Below are 13,047 nucleotides of genomic sequence, written 5' to 3'. Positions count from 1 at the left end.
GGTCGCCGCCGCCAGCCCCTGCGCGGGCCAGCCTGGCATGCCGCTGCGGCACCTGCGTCCATCGGTCGGCGCCCCCCAACGGAGGTCTAGTCGCCAGGAGCATTAGGGCAGGCTAGCTTCCCTATTGCCTACCAGAGGGGGGAAGAACCACCCCTCGCCATCCATTGCCAACGATCCGGAATTTCTGCCGATGAGCTTCATCATCTGCCTAGCGGCGCTCGCCTTCCTGATGCTGGTGGCCTATCGCGGCTTCAGCGTCATCCTGTTCGCGCCCGTCGCCGCCCTCGGCGCCGTGCTGCTCACCGATCCATCGGCGGTGCCGGTGATCTTTTCCGGCCTGTTCATGGAAAAGATGGTGGGCTTCATCAAGCTCTACTTCCCTGTGTTCCTGCTCGGCGCGGTGTTCGGCAAGCTCATCGAGCTGTCGGGCTTCTCGCGCTCCATCGTCGCCTCGGTGGTGAAGCTGCTGGGACCGGGCCGCGCCATCCTGTCCATCGTGCTGGTGGGCGCGCTGCTCACCTACGGCGGCGTCTCGCTGTTCGTGGTGGTGTTCGCGGTCTATCCGTTCGGGGCGGAGATGTTCCGTCAGGTGGGCATCCCCAAGCGGCTGCTGCCGGCGGTGGTGGCGCTCGGCGCCTTCTCCTTCACCATGGACACGCTGCCGGGCACGCCGCAGATCCAGAACATCATCCCCACCACCTTCTTCCACACCACCGCCTATGCGGCGCCCATCCTCGGCTTCGTGGGCACGGCCTTCATCCTGGTGGTGGGCCTCTCCTATCTCGAGTTCCGCCGTCGTCAGGCCGAGAAGAAGGGCGAAGGCTACGGCACCGGCCACCTGAACGAGGTGGTGGTGGACGAGAGCGTGCCCCTGGTCTCCCCCGTCCTCGCGCTGCTGCCGCTGGTGGTGGTGGGTGTCGCCAACCTCATCTTCGCGCGGCTCATCCCCGGCTGGTTCGGCGCGACCGCCAGCGCCACGCTGGTGGAAGGCGCGGCCGCGGTGAGCGTGCCCACTTCCACCTGGGCGGCCATCTGGGCGGTGCAGGCGGCGCTGCTGCTGGGCATCCTCACGGTGGCGGTGTTCGGCTTCAAGGCCATCGCCGGCCGCTTCTCCGGCGGCTCCAAGGATGCGGTGGCCGGGGCCCTGCTCGCCAGCCTCAACACGGCCACCGAATACGGCTTCGGCGCGGTGATCGCGGCACTGCCGGGCTTCCTGCTCATCAAGTCGGCGCTGTCGTCCATTCCCAATCCCCTCGTCAACGAGGCGATCACGGTCACGACGCTGGCCGGCATCACCGGCTCGGCCTCCGGGGGCCTGTCCATCGCCCTCGCGGCCATGGCGGACCAGTTCATTGCCCAGGCGAACGCTGCCGGCATCCCCATGGAGGTGCTGCACCGCGTCGCCTCCATGGCCTCCGGCGGCATGGACACGTTGCCGCACAACGGTGCCGTCATCACCCTTCTGGCGGTGACGGGCCTGACGCATCGCCAGTCCTACGGCGACATTTTCGCCATCACCCTGGTCAAGACGGCGGCGGTGTTCTTCGTCATCGCCTTCTACTACCTGACCGGGTTGTATTGAGCAGGTGCAGCATGGCCGCTAAGTTGCGGCCACGCTGACGCGGCCGGATCCCCACGGCCGCCGGACCAGGGGACATTGTGCGATGGCGAACGCTGAGGGGCGGGTGATCGCTGTCGCCAACATGAAGGGCGGGGTGGGCAAGACCACCACCGTCGTCATGCTGGCGGAGGGTTTCGCGGAGGCGGGATGGAAGGTGGCGGTCGTCGATCTCGACGCCCAGGCCAACGCTTCCTACTGCTTCGCCCCCGACGAGGAGCTGAAGGCCATCCTGGAGCAACGCCGGTCGGTGACGTCCTTTCTCGCCGACCGGCTGCTCTATGGCGACCGCACCTCCATCGCCGACTACATCACCCCGCGCATCTGCCACGTGATGAAAGCCGGCGAGGAGCTCGCCATCGACATGGTGGTGGCGAGCCCCCGCCTCCGGCTTCTGGAGCGGGAGATCGTGCTGCGCCTCGCCGAGCGCAATTTCGGCCTCCGCTCGCTGGAAGGCCAGTCGCTCAAGGTGCTGGAGGAGGCCCTCGGCCTGCTGCGCACGCGCTACGACATCATCCTGTTCGACTGCGCGCCGGGCATCTCCGCCTTCACCGAGGTGGCGATCCGCCTCGCCGACATGGTGATCGTGCCCACCATCCCCGACTATCTCTCCACCCTCGGCTTCGATGCCTTCCGCGCCTCCGTGTGGGAGAATGCGCATATTACGCGCTCCGCTCTGCCGCAGCCCCGGCGGCGGCCGGTGGTGCTGGCGAGCCGGGTGAATGCCGGCAAGATCCAGCATCGCGACACCCTGCTCAGCCTGCGCGAGGAAGCGGCGGCGGAAGGCGCGGTATTCGAGATGTTCGACGTGGCGGTGAACAACCAGGCCGCCATCGAGCGTGCCATGGATCCGGAAAACTTTCCCTATGCCCCGTCCTTCGAGCAAAAATGGTACAGGGCGGTCGACTCGGTGCGCGACCTCGTGAGCGAGACACGGAGACGGCTCGATGGATGACGGGACGGATTTCTTTCGGCTGCTCGCCGCCATCGGCGGCAAGACGGAGCTGTTTCCGGCCGCCGCCAATCCGGCGCGCAAGGCGGTGAACGAGATCGTCCGCGCCCAGCTCGCGGCGGAGGGCACCGGGCTTGATGCGCTGCGCGCCATCCGCACCCTGCTCGGCCCGGCCGCCTTCGCGGAGGCGCTGGACGGCGTGCCCGCGTCCAAGACCAAGCCGCTGCTCGCCCGCGTCGATCCCCATGCCCCCGCGCTGGCCCAGCCGGGCGACCGGGTGAAGGCGCTGCTCGCCCTGGCGGACGGCAGCCGCGCGCCCGCCGCTGCGCCCGAGAAGCCGGCAAGGAAGGCCACGTCCCGCAAGGCCCCCGCCGGCAAGGAGGCGGTGTCCAGGGAGAGCGCTCCACCGGAGGCGGGGGCGAACGAGCCGTCCGGCGCGCCGGCCCCACGCAAGCGCAAGATCACCGGCCGCGCAGCGCTGCGGGTGTCCGAGGAGCGGTGAGGGGACACGCTCTGGCCGGCGGGCGCAGCCACCGGTGGAGGCCGCGGCGGGCTTCAGATGCCGGAGCACATCAGGTCAAATGGCGGTGCAGTCTGATCTGCGCAGGCTCCAACCGCGTTTCCGGATGCCAAACCGCTGGTCACTTGTGCGGGAGTTGCCTCAGCCCGGTTCCGCCACGTCCCTGATGCGCAGCGAGGCGCGGGTCTCGCCCTGCCAGGTGTCCAGCTCAAGGCTGCCGGCCACATGCAGCGGGCGACCACGGGCCTCCAGCAGGGCGCGGCCGAGGGGATCGTCGGCGCAGCGGAAGGCCACGGCCTTCAGCGAGGTGCCGTCGCCCGAGGTGATGCGCGCCCGCACATGCCCGGCGCCGAACCGCTCCGCATAGCTCACGCGATGGGCGGGAAAGGCGAACAGGGGTTCCGGATTGCCGGCGCCGAACGGACCGGCGCGGGCGATGGTCTCCACCAGCGCCGGCGTCGCTGCCCGGGCGGTGAGTGCGCCGTCGATGGCCAGCGCGCCCTCGGCGCGGGCGCGGGCCACGTCCGCCGCCAGCCGCGCCTCGAGCTCCGCCCTGAGGTCGCCGAGGCGCGCGCGCTCCACGGTGAGGCCGGCCGCCATGGCGTGCCCGCCGCCCTTCACCAGCAGGCCCTTCTCCACGGCGCCGCGCACTGCGCGGCCGATGTCCGCGCCGGGGATGGAACGGCCCGATCCGGTGCCCGTCTCCCCATTGAAGGCGATGGCGAAGGCGGGGCGCTGGAACCGCTCCTTGAGGCGGGAGGCGACGAGCCCCACCACGCCGGGGTGCCAGCCATCGCCGCTGACCACCACCACGGCGCCGTCGTCGGACAGGCCGAGGGCGGCGTCCGCCTCCGCCTCGGCGGCGGCGAGGATGGCGCGCTCTACCTCCTGACGCTCGGCATTGAGCCGGTCGAGCTCGGCGGCGATGCGCCTCGCTTCCGCGGGGTCGTCGGTGAGGAGCAGGCGCGCGCCCAGCGTCGCCTCGCCGATGCGACCGCCGGCATTGATGCGCGGGCCGATGAGGAAGCCGAGATGGAACGGCCGCGGCGGCCCGTCGAGCCGCGCCGCATCCATCAGCGCGGTGAGGCCGATGCGGGAGCGCCGCCGCATGGCGAGGAGGCCCTTCGCCACGAAGGCCCGGTTGAGGCCGATGAGGGGCACCACGTCCGCCACGGTGGCAAGCGCCACCAGGTCCAGCGTGTCCAGAAGGTCGGGGGCTGGGCGCTCGGCGTTGAAATGGCCGCTCTGGCGCAGGGCGCGCACGAGCCCCACGGCGGTGATGAAGGTGATGCCCGCCGCGCAGACGTGACCGAGGCCGGAGAGGTCGTCCTCCCGGTTCGGGTTCACGATGGCGGTGGCCTCCGGGAGGCGCTCGCCGGCCTGGTGATGGTCCAGCACCACCACATCCATGCCGAGGCGGCGGGCGGCGGCGAGGGGCTCCATGGAGGTGGTGCCGCAATCCACCGTCACCAGCAGGGTCACGCCCCGCCCCGCTAACTGCTCGATGGCCGGCACGTTGGGGCCGTAGCCCTCGAAGATGCGGTCGGGAATGTGGAACAGCGGGTCGAGCCCGCCAGCCCGCAGCACGCTCACGAGGAGTGCGGTGGCGCAGGCGCCGTCCACGTCATAGTCGCCGAACACGGCCACCTGCTCGCCCTCGGCCACGGCGCGGGCGAGGCGCGCCACTGCGGCGGGCATGTCGGTGAGGGTGTCGGGATCCGGCAGCAGCGTGCGGATGGAGGGGTCGAGATAGGCCTCCACCGCGTCGAGCGGCACGTCGCGGCTCGCCAGCACGCGGGCCAGCAGCTCGCTCACGCCATAGCGCTGCGCCATGGCGAGGGCGATCTGCGAGGTGCGCACATCCAGCCGCTCGCGCCACAGCCGGCCGGTGGCCGAGCGGGCGACGTCGAGGAAGAGGCGATTCGGCAGAGCGATATTCACGCCGGCATGAAGCCAGAGGCGGGGCTGCGCGTCGAGGGTCGAGGCGTCATAAGCCGCGCGGCGCTTGAGCATGGGGCGTCCCGGCCGCGGCCAGGGGGCGAGGGCATCACAGCCCTCGTGCGAGCACCAGCACGCCGACCGCGCCGACCCCGGCAATGGCGGTGGCCACGCCGAGGCGCGCGGCGAAGCCGGGCGGGCCTGCTGCCGCGGAGAAGCCAACGCGGGCCGCCGCATTCACCCCCAGGGCGATCAGGATGGCGAGCGCCGCCCCTTCCATGGAGAGGGCGCCGCCGGCGAGGCGCGCGGCGTTGAGGGACGGCACATCCACATCCACGATGCCGGCCACCGCATTCACCAGATAGATGCTGTCCGGCCCGACGGCCTTCAGCAGGAAGCCGCTCACCCCCGACACCAGCCCGAACATGGCGGCGAAGGCGGCAAGCGGCCCGAGGTCGAACGGATTGCCGAGGGCGGACTCGCCTTTCGCGCCCTTGGCATCGCGCAGCATCACCGCGCCGATGGCAGCGAAGCAGATCGCGGCGGCGAGGGCCGGCGGGGCGAGGGTACGCACGAGGCCCGGCGCCACCACCATGCAGATGGCGAGCACGCGCAGCAGCGACACCATGGCTGCCAGCGCGGCGCCACCCGCCAGCAGGGGCGCGGGCTCCCCGGCCGCGGCGCGGCGCGCGAAGGCGATGGTGACCGCGGTGGAGGACACGAGCGCGCCGCCGATGGCGCTGAACAGGATGCCCTTTTCCGGGCCCGCCACCTTCACCGCAACGTAGCCGGCATAGGAAATGGTGGCGGTGAGCACCATGAACAGCCAGATCTGGCGGGGGTTGATGCTGTCGAAGGGGTCGATGGTGCGGTTGGGCAGGAGCGGCAGGACGATCACCGTCATGGCCAGCAGCACCAGCGCCGAGCGCAGCTCCACCCAGGTGAGGCGGGCGACGAGGCCGTGCAGCATCTCCCGCGCGGCCAGCAGGCCCGTGGCGGCGATGGCCGCCGCGCCCGCCACTGCCGGATCGCCCGCCACCGCCAGCGCGCCGAGGGCGAACACCAGCATGGCCGCCACCAGGCCGGTGATGCCGTAATCCTTGTCCTTCACCATCTCGCGATACTTGAAGCCGGCGAAGACCGTGGTGATGGCGAGGCTGGCGGCGATGAGCACGGCCGGGCTCTTCAGCGCGTCGGCGAGGGCGGCCGTGACGCCGCCGAACAGGCCGATGAGTGCAAAGGTGCGCACGCCCGCGGTGCGGCTGCCCGGCGGGTCCTTGCGCTCGCGCCAGCCGCGCTCGACGCCCACCACGAGCCCGATGGCGAGCGCTACGGCGAGGCGGAAGATGAGGTGCTCCATCACTGCCTCCGGCTGGCCGATCCTACAGCAGAATGGGGCCGCCGGGCGAGGCGTTGCCGGCAGGGTTAAAAGCGCTGGCCGGGCCGCCTGCGCTCCGCTTCGCTCCGGGAGCCGGGCCTCAAGCTTCCAGCTTGAACTTGCGGAAGTCGCGGTGCTCGGTGGCGATGCGGCGCACGGTGCCGGTGGCGGCGCGCAGGACGATGGTGTCGGTCTCGATCATCTCGCGGCCGAAGCGGACGCCCTTCAAGAGCGCGCCGTCGGTGACACCGGTGGCGGCGACCAGGCAGTCGCCGCGCACCATCTCCTCCAGGCTGTAGGTCTTGGCGAAATCGCGGATGCCCAGCGCCTTGGCGTGCTCGCGCTTCTTCTCGGTGTCGAGCACCAGGCGCCCCTGCATCTGGCCGCCGATGCAGCGCAGCGCCGCGGCCGCCAGCACGCCCTCCGCCGCCCCGCCGGCGCCGAGATAGATGTCGACCCCGCTCTCCTGCGGATTGGTGGTGTGGATGATGCCGGCCACGTCGCCGTCGGTGATGAGCTTCACCGCCGCGCCGGTCTTGCGCACCGCCTCGATGAGGGGCGCGTGGCGCGGACGGTCGAGGATGAGGGCGGTGATGTCGGCCGGCGGCACGCCCTTGGCCTCGGCCAGCGCGCGCACATTGTCCTGCGGGCTCTGGCTGAGGGAGACGATGCCTTCCGGATAGCCCGGCCCGATCGCGAGCTTCTCCATGTAGGCGGCCGGCACCTTCAGCAGCGAGCCGCGCTCGGCGATGGCGATGACGGTGATGGAGCCTTCCATGTTCTTGGCGCAGAGAGTGGAGCCCTCCAGCGCATCCACCGCAAGGTCCACCTCCATGCCGCCGCTGCCGAGGGTCTCGCCGGCGAACAGGAGGTCGCTCTCGCCCTCCAGCCCCTCGCCGATGACGACGGTGGCGGAGAGCGGGATCTCGTTCATCTCGCGGTGGCAGGTGCGGGTGGCGGCAAGGTCCGCCGCCTCCTCGTCGCCCCGGCCGCGCAGGCGCGCGGCGGCGACGGCGCACCGCTCGGCCACCTGCGCCAGATCGAGGGCGAGGCGGCGGTCGAGCACCTGGGGCATGCGGGCAACGCTCATGACGTCGATCCTCCTCGCCTCAATCCTTCTCGATGCGGATGACCTGGGGCAGGGAGGCGACCACGCCGTCCGCCTCGATGGCGGCGATGGCGCGGCGCACCGCCTCTTCGGTCGTCGCATAGGTGATGAGGATCACGTGGGCGGTCTCGGCGGCAACCGCGCCGCCCGGCTGACGCTGAACGATGGATTCGAGCGAGATCTGCTCGTCCGCCATCCGGCGGGTGATGGTGGCGGCGGTGCCCGGCTTGTTCACCACCGCGAGGCGGATGTAGTAGCCGCCCTCGTGGCGCTGCATGGGGGCGCGCTCGGCCTTCGTCAGCTCCCCGACCGGCAGGCCGAAGGTGAAGCCTTTCGCGCCGCGCGCCACGTCAAAGATGTCGCCCACCACCGCAGAGGCGGTGGCATCGCCGCCCGCGCCGGGGCCGACCAAAGTCAGCGCCACCGCGTCCCCGTCCACGGCCACCGCGTTGGTGACACCGGAGACCTGGGCGATGGGCCAGTGCTTGGGCACCATGGTGGGGTGCACGCGCTGCTCGATGCCGGTATCGGTCTTCACCGCCACGCCGAGCAGCTTCACCTTGTAGCCGAGGTCGTCCGCCGCCTCGAGGTCGGCGAGGGTGAGCTGGCGAATGCCCTCCACATAGATGGCGTCCGCGTCCACCTGGGTGCCGAAGGCCAGCGAGGTGAGGATGGCGAGCTTGTGGGCGGTGTCGTAGCCGTCGATGTCGAAGGTGGGGTCCGCCTCCGCATAGCCCAGGCGCTGGGCCTCGGTGAGGCAGACGTGGAAGGAGAGCTTCTCGTCCGCCATGCGGGTGAGGATGTAGTTGCAGGTGCCGTTGAGGATGCCCGACACGCGCTCGATGGCATTGCCGGTGAGCGCCTCGCGCAGGGTCTTCACGACGGGGATGCCACCCGCCACCGCCGCCTCGAAGTGCAGGCCCGCGCCGGAGGCCTCGGCCCGGAGGGCGAGGTCCACGCCGCATTTGGCGAGCAGCGCCTTGTTGGCGGTGACCACGGGAATGCCCCGGTCGAGCGCGGCCGCGACAGTGGCCTTGGCCGGATCGCCATCGCCGCCCATCAGCTCCACGAGCACGTCGATGTCGCCTTCGCGGGCGAGCGCCACCGGATCCTCGAACCAGGTGACGGACGACAGGTCGATGCCGCGGTCCCGGGTGCGGTCCCGCGCGGCCACCGCCGTCACCTTCACGGCGCGGCCGGTGCGCGCGGCCAACTCCGCCGCGCGGCGGTCGAGCATGCGGAAGACGGCGGCCCCGACGGTGCCGAGGCCGGCGAGGCCCACTTTCAAGTCGCTCATGGATCGGACCGGTTCTTTCCTCGGGGCCCCGCGCGGCATGGCCTGCCGCGCCGGGACGTCCCTGTCTTCAGTTCGCGGCGGTGGCGCGCCGCCTCAGCGGGCGGCGCTGACCGGCGGGTTCAGCGGCACCACGTTGTGCAGCGTGGTGCCGGCCTGCTCGAAGAAGCGGCGGATGTTGCGCGCCGCCTGGCGGATGCGCTGCTCGTTCTCCACCACGGCGATGCGGACATACTCGTCGCCGTGCTCGCCGAAGCCGACGCCCGGCGACACCGCCACCTCCGCCTTCTCGATGAGGAGCTTGGAGAATTCCACGGAGCCCATGGCCCGGAAGGGTTCCGGAATGGGCGACCACGCGAACATGGTGGCGCGCGGCACGGGGATGTTCCAGCCGGCGCGGCCGAAGCTCTCCACCAGCGCGTCGCGGCGCTTCTTGTAGGTCTCGCGCATCTCGGCGATGCACTCCTGCGGGCCGTTCAGCGCCGCGGTGGCGGCCACCTGGATGGGGGTGTAGGCGCCGTAGTCCAGATAGGACTTCACCCGCGAGAGCGCTGCGATGAGGCGCTCGTTGCCCACCGCGAAGCCCATGCGCCAGCCGGCCATGGAATAGGTCTTGGACATGGAGGTGAACTCCACCGCCACGTCCATGGCGCCCGGCACCTGCAGCACCGAGGGGGGCGGGTTGCCGTCGAAATAGAGCTCGGCATAAGCGAGGTCGGAGAGAACGATGAGGTCGTTCTTCTTCGCGAAGGCCACCACGTCCTTGTAGAACTCGAGGTCCGCCACGCAGGCCGTGGGGTTCGAGGGATAGCACAGCACCACCGCGATGGGCTTGGGGATGGAGTGCTGAACCGCCCGCTCCATGGCGTGGAAGAACTCCGGCCCCGGCTCCGCCGGCACCGAGCGGATGACGCCGCCGGCCATCAGGAAGCCGAAGGCGTGGATCGGATAGGACGGATTGGGGGTCAGGATCACGTCGCCCGGCGCGGTGATGGCCTGCGCCATGTTGGCGAAGCCTTCCTTGGAACCCAGCGTCGCCACGATCTGGCGGTCGGGGTCCAGCTTTACGCCGAATCGCCGCTCGTAATAGGCCGCCTGCGCCTTGCGCAGGCCGGGAATGCCCTTGGACGCGGAATACCGGTCGGTGCGCGGCTTGCCGATGGTTTCCTTGAGCTTCTCGATCACGTGCGCCGGCGCATCGAGGTCCGGATTGCCCATGCCGAGGTCGACGATGTCCACGCCGGCATTGCGGGCGGCGGCCTTCACGCGGTTCACTTGCTCGAACACGTAGGGCGGCAGCCGGCGAATGCGGTGGAAATCGGTGGTCATCTTCTGGCTCCAGGGGGCACTCAATGCCGCGCGTCACGTTCTCCCGGCGCGGCGGACGGGCTTTTTAGCACTCTTCTCCGAATGAAAAACCCATGAATGCGATGCGAGTGGGGCGTCAGGCCTGAAATTCGCATGCTGCAGGCGCGAACAGGCGCCGCGCGCCGTGCCTCAGTTGCCGGAGGTCGCCTGGGTGCTCGTGGTGGCCTGCTTCTTGGCCACGCGTTCCAGGTCCTTTTGCAGCTTCTGCTGCTGCTCCGTCGACAGCGGCTCGCGCCGGTCGGGCGCGGTGGTGGTGCCGACGCTGAGGAACTTGTCGTCCGGGACCGCGGCCACGTTGGTCTGCGGCGGCGCGAGGGAGGCGATGGGGTCATGCCCCGCGCAGCCGGCGAGCGCCGCGAGCAGGACCCCCGCGAGGGCGAGGCGTCCCCTTGCGGAAATGTGCGCGGGTCGGGTCGTTCCGATGCGGGCGCGGGCCGTCGCGCCGGGGAGAGCGGTATTCATGAGCCTTCGGGAATGTCCGATCACCAGATCGCCTCGCGGCCTCTTAAGGGTGTTTGCATCTTGCACGCGGTCCACAGAGGCGAGGCTCGATCCTGTCATGGTCACTGAATAGTATGGCCGAAGCGAGAATGACGCTACAAGATGGGCGCAAGGCCCCACGATGATCCACGAGAAGGGGATGGCGCATGTCCCGAGTAGAGGAAACGTCCACTTTCGCCGCAGGCGAACCAGGGTCGGGCCTGCCTCCTGACATGCTTGGTCGGCCTCAGCCGAGCGCCGCCGTGCCCTCGTCCGAGGGGGCTCCCGCCGGGCAGCCCAGGCAGGGCGCTCCCAGGGAGGCCTCCGGACCGGCCTCCGAAAAGCCGGCTGCCGAGAAGCCCGGAGCCGGCTCCTCCGGCAATGGGGAGGCCCCGCGCGGCACCGTCGACATCGAGGCCTTCTCCCGCAACCTCGCCATCATGGTGGAGCAGGGCGGCAAGGCCATGGCCGCCTACCTCGGCCCGCGCCAGCAGGCCCAGACCGATGACATGGCAGAGGACATCGCCGACGCGCTGAAGACCGTCAGCCATGTGGCCGAATACTGGATGGCGGACCCCCAGCGCACGCTGGAGGCGCAGGCCCGCCTGATGACCGGCTACATGTCTATCTGGGCCAACACCCTGAAGCGCCTCGCCGGCGAGGAGGTGGAGCCGGTCACCCGGCCGGACGCCAAGGACGCCCGCTTCAAGGATCAGGGCTGGCAGGAGAGCCCCATCTTCGACGCGCTGAAGCAGGCCTACCTCGTCACCACCCAGTGGGCCGAGGACATGGTGGAGGAGGCCGAGGGCCTCGATCCGCACATGAAGCACAAGGCGGAGTTCCTCGTGCGGCAGATCTCCAATGCCGTGTCGCCCTCCAACTTCGTGCTCACCAACCCGGAGCTCATCCGCGAGACGCTTTCCACCTCGGGCGAGAATCTCGTGAAGGGCATGAAGAACCTGACCGACGACCTGATCGAGGGCGGCGGCAGGCTGAAGATCCGCCAGACGGACATGTCCGCCTTCGAGGTGGGCAGGAATCTCGCGACCACGCCCGGCAAGGTCATCTATGAAAACGAGCTGATGCAGCTCATCCAGTACGCGCCGACCACCGAGACGGTGAAGAAGACGCCCGTGCTGATCGTGCCGCCCTGGATCAACAAGTTCTACATCCTCGATCTCACGGCCGAGAAATCCTTCATCAAGTGGCTGGTGGACCAGGGGCTCACCGTCTTCACCATCTCCTGGGTCAATCCGGACGCGCGGCAGGCGGAGAAGGGCTTCGACGACTACATGCGTGAGGGCATCATGACCGCCCTCGACACGGTGGCCATTGCCTCAGGCCAGCGCAAGGTGCACACCGTGGGCTATTGCGTGGGCGGTACGCTCCTCGCCACCACGCTTGCCTACATGGCGCAGACCGGCGACGACCGCATCGCCTCCACCACCTTCCTCACCACGCAGATCGACTTCACCCACGCCGGCGACCTGAAAGTATTCGTGGACGAGAAGCAGCTCGCCATCCTTGAGCGGCGGATGAAGGACATGGGCTATCTGGAAGGCAGCAAGATGGCCTCGGCCTTCAACCTGCTGCGCTCCAATGACCTCATCTGGCCTTACGTGGTCAACAACTACATGAAGGGCAAGGCGCCTTTCCCGTTCGACCTGCTGTTCTGGAACGCCGATTCCACCCGCATGCCGGCGGCGAACCACTCCTATTATTTGCGCAACTGCTACCTCACCAACAACATTGCCCGGGGCCTTGCCGAGCTGTCCGGCGTGCGCATCGACGTGAGCAAGATCACCGTCCCGGTCTATTCGCTCGCCACGAAGGAAGACCACATCGCCCCGCCCAATTCGGTCTATATCGGCGCGAACATGCTCTCCGGGCCGGTGCGCTACGTGCTGGCGGGCTCCGGCCACATCGCCGGCGTGGTGAACCCGCCGGCCAAGATGAAGTACCAATACTGGGCCGACGGCCCGGTGGGTCCGAGCTACGATCTGTGGGCCCAGGGCGCGCAGGAGCACAGGGGCTCCTGGTGGCCGGACTGGTTCACCTGGTTCTCCTCCTGGCATCCGGACGAGGTGCCCGCCCGCGCCATCGGCGGCGGCCGCCTCGCCCCCATCGAGGACGCGCCCGGCCGCTATGTGAAAGAGAAGAGCTGAGGGGCTGAAAGCCCGTTTGCCGATGCCCGGCCATGACGATCCGGGGCCCGGAGGCACGTTGGGGCGTATGCGCAAGCGGGCGTGGGGGCGGGGACAGGCCCGGCCATGAGGTCGCTTCCGGAACCTGCCCGGCCAAGGCGGTTCAGGCCCGGCGCCACGCTGGCGCCGGTTCCGTGCCGCAGCGCATCGTCGCTGCTTTCGCACGGGGCCACTTGCGTTTAGGGTA

The 13,047-nt window shown here is 69.8% G+C and carries 10 protein-coding genes; 4 read left to right on the top strand and 6 right to left on the bottom strand.

Features of this window, described 5'->3' with window-relative positions; translation table 11 throughout:
- Positions 1-190: 190 nt before the first annotated feature.
- From V5F59_RS13145 to V5F59_RS13135, 3 genes are all read left to right on the top strand, one after another.
- Positions 191-1,582: a GntP family permease gene (locus V5F59_RS13145; protein ID WP_393978071.1), complete on the top strand. Its 1,392-nt coding sequence runs from the start codon at positions 191-193 to the stop codon at positions 1,580-1,582.
- A gap of 82 nt (positions 1,583-1,664) precedes the next feature.
- A complete protein-coding gene (locus V5F59_RS13140) occupies positions 1,665-2,573 on the top strand; it encodes a ParA family protein (RefSeq protein ID WP_393978069.1) in 909 nt (302 codons plus the stop codon).
- Positions 2,566-3,072: a hypothetical protein gene (locus V5F59_RS13135; RefSeq protein ID WP_393978067.1), complete on the top strand. Its 507-nt coding sequence runs from the start codon at positions 2,566-2,568 to the stop codon at positions 3,070-3,072. The genes V5F59_RS13140 and V5F59_RS13135 overlap by 8 nt, the downstream gene beginning before the upstream one ends.
- Before the next feature lie 159 nt (positions 3,073-3,231).
- Here V5F59_RS13135 and recJ read toward each other — a convergent pair whose 3' ends face one another.
- The 6 genes from recJ to V5F59_RS13105 all read right to left on the bottom strand — a co-directional run bounded on the left by recJ (position 3,232) and on the right by V5F59_RS13105 (position 10,638).
- Entirely contained in the window at positions 3,232-5,103 is a 1,872-nt protein-coding gene (gene recJ / locus V5F59_RS13130; RefSeq protein ID WP_393978065.1) for a single-stranded-DNA-specific exonuclease RecJ, read from the bottom strand.
- A gap of 34 nt (positions 5,104-5,137) precedes the next feature.
- On the bottom strand, positions 5,138-6,388 hold the full coding sequence (locus tag V5F59_RS13125; protein ID WP_393978063.1) for an MgtC/SapB family protein: 1,251 nt from the start codon (positions 6,386-6,388) through the stop codon (positions 5,138-5,140).
- A gap of 118 nt (positions 6,389-6,506) precedes the next feature.
- On the bottom strand, positions 6,507-7,496 hold the full coding sequence (gene glpX, locus V5F59_RS13120) for a class II fructose-bisphosphatase (protein ID WP_393978061.1): 990 nt from the start codon (positions 7,494-7,496) through the stop codon (positions 6,507-6,509).
- A 19-nt stretch (positions 7,497-7,515) separates the two neighbouring features.
- Positions 7,516-8,811 (bottom strand): homoserine dehydrogenase, encoded by a 1,296-nt coding sequence (locus V5F59_RS13115; RefSeq protein WP_393978059.1) that lies wholly within the window; start codon positions 8,809-8,811, stop codon positions 7,516-7,518.
- A 93-nt stretch (positions 8,812-8,904) separates the two neighbouring features.
- Positions 8,905-10,137, bottom strand: a complete 1,233-nt coding sequence (locus V5F59_RS13110) for an LL-diaminopimelate aminotransferase (protein ID WP_393978057.1) — start codon at positions 10,135-10,137, stop codon at positions 8,905-8,907.
- Between the two features lie 168 nt (positions 10,138-10,305).
- Positions 10,306-10,638, bottom strand: coding sequence for a hypothetical protein (locus V5F59_RS13105; RefSeq protein ID WP_393978055.1), 333 nt, complete (start codon positions 10,636-10,638; stop codon positions 10,306-10,308).
- A 458-nt stretch (positions 10,639-11,096) separates the two neighbouring features.
- Here V5F59_RS13105 and phaC point away from each other — a divergent pair, with 458 nt between their 5' ends.
- Positions 11,097-12,821 carry a class I poly(R)-hydroxyalkanoic acid synthase gene (phaC, locus tag V5F59_RS13100; RefSeq protein WP_393978600.1) on the top strand — a complete coding sequence of 575 codons (1,725 nt, stop codon included), beginning with the start codon at positions 11,097-11,099 and terminating at the stop codon, positions 12,819-12,821.
- The last annotated feature ends 226 nt before the right edge of the window (positions 12,822-13,047 follow it).

Source organism: Xanthobacter nonsaccharivorans, assembly GCF_043194755.2.
GTDB lineage: Bacteria > Pseudomonadota > Alphaproteobacteria > Rhizobiales > Xanthobacteraceae > Xanthobacter > Xanthobacter autotrophicus_G.
Note: the sequence above shows the minus strand (reverse complement) of the source record. Positions and strands in the feature narration are given on the sequence as shown.

Coding starts and splice junctions, on each gene's coding strand:
- V5F59_RS13110 (WP_393978057.1), bottom strand. CDS start 10,137: ATGACCACCGATTTCCACCGCATTCGCCGGCTGCCGCCCTACGTGTTC.
- recJ (WP_393978065.1), bottom strand. CDS start 5,103: ATGCTCAAGCGCCGCGCGGCTTATGACGCCTCGACCCTCGACGCGCAG.
- V5F59_RS13145 (WP_393978071.1), top strand. CDS start 191: ATGAGCTTCATCATCTGCCTAGCGGCGCTCGCCTTCCTGATGCTGGTG.
- glpX (WP_393978061.1), bottom strand. CDS start 7,496: ATGAGCGTTGCCCGCATGCCCCAGGTGCTCGACCGCCGCCTCGCCCTC.
- V5F59_RS13140 (WP_393978069.1), top strand. CDS start 1,665: ATGGCGAACGCTGAGGGGCGGGTGATCGCTGTCGCCAACATGAAGGGC.
- V5F59_RS13135 (WP_393978067.1), top strand. CDS start 2,566: ATGGATGACGGGACGGATTTCTTTCGGCTGCTCGCCGCCATCGGCGGC.
- V5F59_RS13125 (WP_393978063.1), bottom strand. CDS start 6,388: ATGGAGCACCTCATCTTCCGCCTCGCCGTAGCGCTCGCCATCGGGCTC.
- V5F59_RS13105 (WP_393978055.1), bottom strand. CDS start 10,638: ATGAATACCGCTCTCCCCGGCGCGACGGCCCGCGCCCGCATCGGAACG.
- V5F59_RS13115 (WP_393978059.1), bottom strand. CDS start 8,811: ATGAGCGACTTGAAAGTGGGCCTCGCCGGCCTCGGCACCGTCGGGGCC.
- phaC (WP_393978600.1), top strand. CDS start 11,097: ATGGTGGAGCAGGGCGGCAAGGCCATGGCCGCCTACCTCGGCCCGCGC.